The 8,464-nt window shown below is 68.1% G+C and carries 6 protein-coding genes and 1 pseudogene; all 7 read right to left on the bottom strand.

All coding sequences use genetic code 11. The annotated features are described in order from the left end of the window. A pseudogene (locus I55_RS14160) lies at positions 1-620 on the bottom strand (GTPase); the annotation flags it as partial. A 414-nt stretch (positions 621-1,034) separates the two neighbouring features. Then, entirely contained in the window at positions 1,035-3,185 is a 2,151-nt protein-coding gene (gene flhA / locus I55_RS14155; RefSeq protein WP_049974116.1) for a flagellar biosynthesis protein FlhA, read from the bottom strand. A gap of 32 nt (positions 3,186-3,217) precedes the next feature. Continuing rightward, a complete protein-coding gene (locus I55_RS14150) occupies positions 3,218-4,633 on the bottom strand; it encodes a sigma-54 dependent transcriptional regulator (protein ID WP_044561231.1) in 1,416 nt (471 codons plus the stop codon). Between the two features lie 59 nt (positions 4,634-4,692). Next, positions 4,693-5,643 (bottom strand): motility protein A, encoded by a 951-nt coding sequence (locus tag I55_RS14145; RefSeq protein ID WP_252181142.1) that lies wholly within the window; start codon positions 5,641-5,643, stop codon positions 4,693-4,695. A 34-nt stretch (positions 5,644-5,677) separates the two neighbouring features. Then, a complete protein-coding gene (fliN, locus tag I55_RS14140) occupies positions 5,678-5,980 on the bottom strand; it encodes a flagellar motor switch protein FliN (RefSeq protein ID WP_044561230.1) in 303 nt (100 codons plus the stop codon). A gap of 90 nt (positions 5,981-6,070) precedes the next feature. Continuing rightward, a complete protein-coding gene (locus I55_RS14135; RefSeq protein ID WP_044561229.1) occupies positions 6,071-6,787 on the bottom strand; it encodes a FliH/SctL family protein in 717 nt (238 codons plus the stop codon). A gap of 16 nt (positions 6,788-6,803) precedes the next feature. Beyond that, positions 6,804-8,402 (bottom strand): flagellar basal-body MS-ring/collar protein FliF, encoded by a 1,599-nt coding sequence (fliF, locus tag I55_RS14130; RefSeq protein ID WP_252181141.1) that lies wholly within the window; start codon positions 8,400-8,402, stop codon positions 6,804-6,806. Positions 8,403-8,464 lie beyond the last annotated feature (62 nt).

Raw genomic sequence — 8,464 nt, 5'->3', positions numbered from 1 at the left:
ACCAGCACCTGCTCCGCCCCCCGCTGCACGTCCAGGGCGTCGGCCAGGGCCAGCGGATCCTCCACCGTCATCAGGCGCAGCTTCAGCACGCGGGTGAAGGCCGCCAGCTGGTCGATGCCGCCGGCACGCACCGTGTCGGTGGAGATGACGCCCACCGGACGGCCCTTCAACGCCGCCCGGGCGCACAGCTTGGCCACCGTCAGCGTCTTGCCGGCACCGGGCGGGCCGATCAGCATCAAGGGCTTGGGGAAGCGGCCTTCGGGCAAGGGCTGGAAGGTGAAGACGGATTCCAGGGCGGCGGCCAGCAGGGTCTGGGCGTCCTTGGCGTCGAAGTCGGCGATGCTGTCCATCAGCCGCTGGTTCAGGTCGGCGGGCAGGCCGTGACGGAACAGGATGTCCGTCACCTGGTCGGCGGGGTCGGGGGCCAGCGGGTCGGGATAGCGGTCATTGATGGCGGAAATGCCGTGAACCGGGGTGGATTCCTCCACCGCCGCCGTCACCCGGACGCCGACGCCCTCCTCCTCGCGCGTGGCGACGATGATGGCGTCATCCCCCAGCACCTCCCGGACAAGGCGCATGGCCTCACCCATCGTCGGGGCGTGAAAGGACTTCAGCCGCATGATTTTCCTGCCCTAGGGGCCATATCCACTCCACCTCCCCACAGGGACCACCCCCGTGGGACCCTGCCACCGGCGCCGCGATGGCTGCGCCCACCATTCGCGGCATCCACAAAACTCATCCTGCCGAACGCGATGCCGATTCGGCCAGGCTGGCGGATCGCCCCGCCGGCCGCACTGTTCCAGGTCATTCGCGCCCCTGCGCGGGTCAACTAGGCCTGTCTGCCGTCAAAAGGACAAATACGTCAAGGTCCCAAGGATGGCATTTTATCGTTGCCGTTGCATCAGCGATAAGGGCGTGGACGCGACCCTTCCCGCAGGCCAAGCCATTTACACCGGGCATGCTTAATTTTGCGTTAGCCAGTTTTGGGCGCGGCACCCCCATGCCCAGCTCAGCCAAGCCCTGGGCCCCCCGATTCACACCTGCCCCAGGGTCTTGATCTTGGCCTTGGGGTGGATTTCGTTCTGCGACATGACGGCGGTGGCCGGGCGGAAGCGCTCGATGATGGACCGCACGAAGGGGCGGATGCCTGGGCTGGTCAGCATCACCGGCGACTCACCCATCATCGCGTGGCGGTCATAGGTCTGGCGCACGGCGGTGATGAACTGCTGCAGGCGGGACGGGGCCATGGCCAGGTTGCGCTCGTCCCCGTCGCCCACGATGGATTCGGCGAAGGCCTGTTCCCACTCCGGCGACAGGGTGATGAGGGGGATGTAGCCCTGGTCGTTGGTGTGGCTGTCGGAAATCTGGCGGGCCAGGCGGGCGCGCACATGTTCCGTGATCTGGGTGATATTGCGGGTGTAGCCCGTCGCCTCCGACACGCCTTCCAGGATGGCCGGCAGGTCGCGGATGGAGATGCGCTCGCCAAGCAGGCTCTGCAGCACGCGCTGAAGCGCGCCCACGCCGATCTGGCCAGGGATGACGTCGGCCACCAGCTTCTGCTGTTCCTTGCTCAGTTCATCCAGCAGCTTCTGCGTCTCGGCATAGGACAGGAGGTCCGCCATGTTGTCGCGCACCACCTCCGTCAGGTGGGTGGTCAGCACGGTGGGTGGGTCGACGACGGTGAAGCCCTTGAACAGCGCTTCCTCGCGATAGGCCGGCTCGATCCACATGGCGGGCAGGCCGAAGGTGGGTTCCGTCGTCACCTCGCCCGGCAGCTGGATGGGCTCGCCGCGTGGGTCCATGCACAGCAGCATATTGGGGCGCACATCGCCCCGGCCGGCCTCGATCTCCTTGATGCGGATGACATAGGCGTTGGGTGGCAGCTGCAAATTGTCCTGGATGCGTACCGCCGGCATGATGATGCCAATCTCGCTGGCCAGCTGGCGGCGCAGGCCCTTGATCTGGTCGGTCAGGCGGTGGCCGGCGTCGGTGTTGATCAGGGAAAGGAGACCGTAGCCCAGTTCCAGGCGAATGAGGTCGATCGCCAGGGCGGAGGAGATGGGCTCTTCCGGCGCCGGGGCCGGTGGGCCGCCAGGCCCCCCGGGGGCGCCGGGCGCGCCGCCGGCCATCGCTTCGGCGGGCTGGTCGGCCCGCGCCTTGCGCAGGCGGGGCAGGTAATAGGCGCCGGCGAACAGGGCGACCGCCAGGGAGATGAAGGGCAGGAAGGGCAGGCCCGGCAGCAGGGCCAGGGCGCACAACAGGAAGGCGCTAAGACCCATGGCGGAGGGGTAGAAGCTCAGCTGCCCGAACAGCGCCTTGTCGGCGGAACCCGACTGGCCCGACTTCGACACCATCAGGCCGGCGGCCAGCGAGACGATCAGCGCCGGAATCTGGCTGACCAGGCCATCGCCGATTGTCAGCTGGGTATAGGTGGCGCCGGCCTTCAGGAACGACATGTTCTTCTGGCCGACGCCGATGATCATGCCGACGACGACGTGATGAAAGGTGATGACCATGCCGGCCACGGCGTCGCCGCGCACGAACTTGGACGCGCCGTCCATGGCGCCGAAGAACTGGCTTTCCTCCTCCAGCTCGCGCCGGCGCTTTTTGGCCTCGCCCTCGTCGATCAGGCCGGCCGACAGGTCGGCGTCGATGGCCATCTGCTTGCCGGGCATGCCGTCCAGGGTGAAGCGCGCCGCCACTTCGGCGATACGGCCGGAACCCTTGGTGATGACGGTGAAGTTCACCATCACCAGGATGGCGAACACCGTCACGCCGATGATGAAGTTACCGCCCATGATGAAGCCGCCGAACGCCTGAATGACGTGCCCGGCGGCCTGGGTCCCTTCATGCCCGTGCCCCAGGATCAGGCGGGTGGACGCCATGTTAAGCGCCAGGCGCAACATGGTGGACACCAGCAGGATGGTGGGGAAGGAACTCATCTCCAGCGGCTTCTGGATGCTGAGCACCGTCATCAGGATCAGGACGGAAAAGGTGAAGGAGACGGCGAGGCCCAAATCCAGCAGGAAGGTGGGCAGGGGGATGACCAGCATGACCAGGATGGTCACAATGCCCAGCGCGAACAGAATCTCCGTCCGCTTCAGCAGGGCGGGGCCCGCCGTCCTCAGATTCCCGAAGGCGGCTTGCAACGGGTTGCCGCCGGAGGCTGCGGTCTGGTCAGCCATGATCCCTCTTTCCGGTCGCTGTCACCAGCACCTCACATCGCCGCCCGGTCCAGTTCGCCACCCGCCGGGGGCGGCACGGCCACGCCTTCGTCGCTGTACTGCTTCAGCTTGTTGCGCAGGGTGCGGATGGAGATGCCCAGGATGTTGGCGGCATGCGTCCGGTTGCCCAGGCAGTGGCTGAGGGTGTCGATGATCAGGTCGCGCTCCACATCCGCCACGCTACGGCCCACCAGGCCGGCGGTGCCGGACGCGCCGGGGTCACCAGCGGCGGTCTGGGGCTGGGCCACGGCGGTGGCGCGGGCGGCCACCGGGGCCACCGCGCTGTAACCGGGTGCCGGGGCCGCCGGTTCCGCGCCGGTCAGCAGGATGGCGTCGGTGCCGATCTCCGTCCCGCGCGACAGCAGCACGGCGCGGTGCATCGTGTTCTCCAGCTCGCGCACATTGCCGCGCCAGCGGTGACCCTGCAGCATGGCCAGCGCCTCCGGCCCCACCGTGCGTTCAGGCAGGCCGTTGGCCTCGGAATACTTGGCGGCGAAATGCTGGGACAGGACGGCGATGTCGGCCGGGCGCTCGCGCAAGGGCGGCAGGGCCAGGTTCACCACGTTCAGGCGGAAGAACAAGTCCTCGCGGAAGCGGCCGGCCCGCACCTCCTCCTCCAGGAAGCGGTTGCTGGTGGCCAACACGCGGATGTCGACCTTCACCGGTTGGGTTCCGCCCACCCGGTCGATCTCCCGCTCCTGGATGGCGCGCAGCAGCTTGGCCTGCAGGCGGATGTCCATCTCCGAGATTTCGTCCAGCAGCAGGGTGCCGCCGTTGGCTTCCTCGAACTTGCCCACGCGCCGCGCCACGGCGCCGGTGAAGGCGCCCTTCTCATGGCCGAACAGCTCGGACTCCAGCAGGTTCTCCGGGATGGCGGCGCAGTTGACCGAGACGAACACCGCGTTGGCCCGGCGGCTCTTGCGGTGGATGTAGCGGGCCATCAGTTCCTTGCCCGTGCCGGATTCGCCGGTGATCAGGACGCTGGCGTCCGACGGCGCGATCTGGTCGGCCAGGCGCAGCACCCCGCCCATGGACGGATCGCGGCTGACGATGGCGTGGCTTTCCTCCGCCACCGCCTCCAGTACGGCGGCGATCAGCTGTGCGTCCGGAGGCAGGGGGATGTATTCCTTGGCGCCGGCGCGGATGGCCTTCACCGCCGCCTGGGCGTCGGTGGCGACACCGCAGGCCACCACCGGCACGGTGATGCGTTCGGTCTTCAGCGCCTCGATCAGCATGCCGACGTCCAGCTTGACGTCGATCATCACCAGGTCGGCGCCCTGACCGCCGCGCAGGGCGTTGAGCGCGCCGCCGATGCTGTCGGTGTGCGCGACCTTGGCGCCCTTCTGAAGCGCGATCTTGCCCGCCGCCGTGATGTAGCCTTCCAGCGTTCCTACGATCAGCAACCGCATCGCTCAAAACCCTTTCAAACCAGGGCGCCCCGACCGGGGTGCGCCCATCGTCCAAACCGTCAGTCGTAATGGTTCAGCCGCAGCTCCGGCGGCAGGACCGTGTTCATCATCATTTCCAGCCGGCGCGGATTCTCCTGCCGGGCGATGGAAACGGCGCCCAGCATGAACAACGTGTCCACGATGGCCTGGGCGTCGGTGTTGCGTTCCAGTTTTCCAGCCAGGGGCGCCAGGGCCATGTTGCCGACCAGCGCGCCATAGAAGGTGGTCAGCAACGCGATGGCCATGGCGGGGCCAATGGCCGCCGGGTCCTGCAGGTTGCCCAGCATCTGCACCAGGCCCACCAGCGTGCCGATCAGGCCCATGGCGGGCGCCACCTCCGACGCGCGGCGCAGCACGGCGGCGCCATGGCGCGACCGCGCCTGCTGCGCCTCGATCTCCGTGCGGAGGATGCGCTCCACATCCTCCGCCGCGATGCCGTCCACCACCAATTCGATGGCGCGGGCCTGCAGGGGCTCCACGCCCTTGTCCTTCATCAGCGGCTGCAGGGTCAGCGGACCGTTGCGCCGCGCGGCTTCCGCCATCTGCAGCACATAGCCGGAAACGTCGGCGATGTCGGCCACCGGCCGCATCAGCGCCCGGGTCAGCTGCCGCCGGCAGGCGGCCAGGTCCTCCCGCGCGAAGGAGACGATGGTGACGGCGATGGTGCCGCCCACCACGATCATCAGCGAGGGCACGTTGATGAAGGCCCGCGCGTGTCCGCCGAAGGCCAGGGCCGAAAACACCAGGGCGAAGCCCGCCGCCAGGCCCAGCACGGTGGTGAGGTCCAGGCCACGGCGCACCCGTACCGGTTCCGGCAGGGGGGCTGGAATGATCGCCGCCGGCCCCTTGGCCTCGTTCGCCGCCTCTGGCGCCCCGCCGGGAACCGGCGCGGCGGTGGCCGCGGCCGTCCGGGCGCCGGGGCCGGTGGAACCGGCGGCGCGCAGGGTCGGTGAAGGGGGGCGGGTGTTCAAGGGGCTCTCGTCTCTCAAGCTGGGAATAGGGTGGTCAGGTACGTTCCGACTTGATGATTTCCGTCATGGTCACGCCCAGGCGGTCTTCCACCACCACCACTTCGCCGCGGGCCACCAGGCGGTTGTTGACATAGATGTCGATGGCCTCGCCCACCTTGCGGTCCAGTTCCACCACCGCGCCGCGACCCAGCTTCAGCAACTGGCTCACCTGCATGGTGCACTTGCCCAGCACGGCGGAAATCTGAACCGGGATGTCGTAGACGGCCTCCAGGTCTTTCACGATAGGGGCGCCATCGGCGTCCATGCCTGATTGGCCGTCGAAATCATCCAGGCTCATCGTTTCCCTCGTCTCTCAACGCCGGGGCCGCCGGCCCCATCCACGCGTCTGATAACCACGCATGCCATAACACAACTGTCCCGCCGGGGACTATTCCGCCGCCTCGCGGCCGTCCTCCAGCGGGCGGCCCAGGTTGCCGGCGATGCGGTCGATCTCCGCCCACAGGGCGGCCACGTCGCGCTCCGCCCCGCCGTCGCCCCAGTCGGCCTTGCAGTCCAGCTCCCCGGCCCGGGGGTCGGCCACCACGGCGATGGAGCCGGCGAAGCCCTGGCGCGCCGCCATGTCCTCGATCTTCTCCTTCACCGGGGCCAGCCAGTTCTCATGCACGCGCACCAGCAGGCGCGGCTCGTCGGACAGTTCGGCCAGGAAGGAGGACACCGTGGCCTCCACCTCCACCAAGCCGTGGCGCTTGACCATGGCGGGGAAGAGCTTGCGCACGATGGCCAGCGCCATGCGGATGGCGTTCTGCGTGCGCTGCGCCCGCCCTTGCGTCTCCGCCTGGATCAGCTGGGCGACGCTGCCCTGCAGCTGGTTCAGCACGCCGGCCAGGGCCTTCTGGGTCTGGTCGGCGCTGGCGGCCATGCCCTCGGCGTGGCCTTGGGCGTAGGCCGCCTCGCGCGCCATGCGCACCTGCTGCTGCAGGTCGGCCAGGCTGAAGGTGGGTTCCGGCGGGGGTGGCGGCGGCGGCGGGGGTTCCGGCGGCGGCGGTGGCGCCAGCGGGGGCGGCGGCAAGTCCTCCGCCACCTCGACGCGGCGGCCTTCGGGGTCGAAGGAATTGTCGAACAGGAACCTGCGGATGTTGGTCATAAGCTCACGTCCGCGCTCAATTTTCCTGGTACAGCCAATTCCGGATGATGGACACGGCCTCCTCCGGATGCTTCTCGACGATCTCACCCACCTTGCGCAGTGAGGACGCGCGGACGCGGCCGTCGACGCGGTTGATGTCGATCATCTGTTCCAATTCCTCGTTGGCCTGCGCCGCCTCCAACGCCAGTTCGCGGGCCAGGGCACCGCCGCCAGGGCCGGCCAACTGGGGCACGCCGCCGCTGTCGGACAGCAGGTCCGGCTCCTCGTCCAGCTGCGGCGTGCGGTCCAGCGCGCGGGCGACCAGCGGCCGGATGACCAGCAGGATGACCAGGATGGCGACGATGGCCAGCACGATGGTTTCGGCGATGCGGAACACGTCCTGCTTGGGCAGGCCGAACAGCGTCTCTTCCTTGGCGTCCAGCTCGCCTTCCGGCGTGGCGAACTTCATGCTGACGACATCGACCGTGTCGCCGCGCGAGCCGTCATAGCCGATGGAGGAGCGGACCAGCGACGCCAGCTTCTGCAGCTCGTCGTCGGAGCGCGGCTGGTACTGGGCGACCCCCTTGTCGTCGGGCACGTAGTTGCCGTCGACCAGCACGGCGACCGACAGGCGGCGCACCTGGCCGGCCTCGCGCTCATGGACCTTCACGGTCTTGCTGATCTCGTAATTGGTGCGCTCGTTGGTCTTGGTGGTCTTGGAGCTGGACGAGCCGTTGGTGGCGTTCTCGGCGTTGGCGGAGGGCAGGTTGTTCGCCACCGTCACCGGATCCTGCCCCTCCTTGTTGATGTCTTCCGAGTTCTCGTTGTTGGTCTCGGTGGAGCGCACGACCTGGCTGTCGGGGTCGAATATCTCGCTGTTGGTGGTAATGCGGTCGAAGTCCATATCGACCGTCACCTCCGCCCGCACCTTGCCCATGCCCACGGTCCGGCCCACGATCTCCTCGACCTTGTCGGTCAGGCGCTGCTGATAGGCCAGGCGCTTCTCCTCCGCCGTGGCCATCATGGCTTCCTTGCTGTCGGACCCCATGCCGCGGGCCAGCAGGTTGCCCTTGTCATCCACCACCGACACCATGTCGGGCTGCAGGCCCGGCACGGACGCGGCGATCAGGTGCTGGATGCTGGCCACCTGTTCCTTCTTCATCTGCTGGCCGGGGCGCAGGCGCAGGACGACGCTGGCCGTGGCCTTCTGGGCCTCCCGGCTGAACAGCTCTCGCTTGGGCATCACCAGGTGGATGCGTGACTGCTGCACCGGGGCCAGCGTGTTCACCGTGCGCGACAGCTCCCCCTCCAGCGCGCGCAGTTGCTGGACGGACTGCATGAAGCTGGTGGTGCCCAGGCTTTCACCCTGGTTGAAGATTTCATAGCCGACGTTGCCGCCCGTGGGCAGGCCCTGCTGGGCCATCAGCATACGGATGCGGCCCACCTGGTCGGCGGGCACCTCGATGCGGGTGCTGTCGGGGCTGACCTGGTAGGGCACCTTGGGCTGCATCTGGTCCAGCTGCTGCACGATGGCGCCGCCATCGCTGGGCGACAGGTCGCTGTACAGCAAGGCCATGTTCGGCGACGACCCGTTGAACAACAGGAAGCCGAACAGGGCGATGATCAGCAGGGCCACGCACCGATGGCGCCCAGCCGCACCGGGCCCAGATTACGCAGGGTCTGCAACAGGTTTTCCAG

Origin of the sequence: Azospirillum sp. B4 (assembly GCF_000333275.1) — a bacterium.
In the GTDB taxonomy this organism is placed as follows: domain Bacteria; phylum Pseudomonadota; class Alphaproteobacteria; order Azospirillales; family Azospirillaceae; genus Nitrospirillum.
Note: the sequence above shows the minus strand (reverse complement) of the source record. Positions and strands in the feature narration are given on the sequence as shown.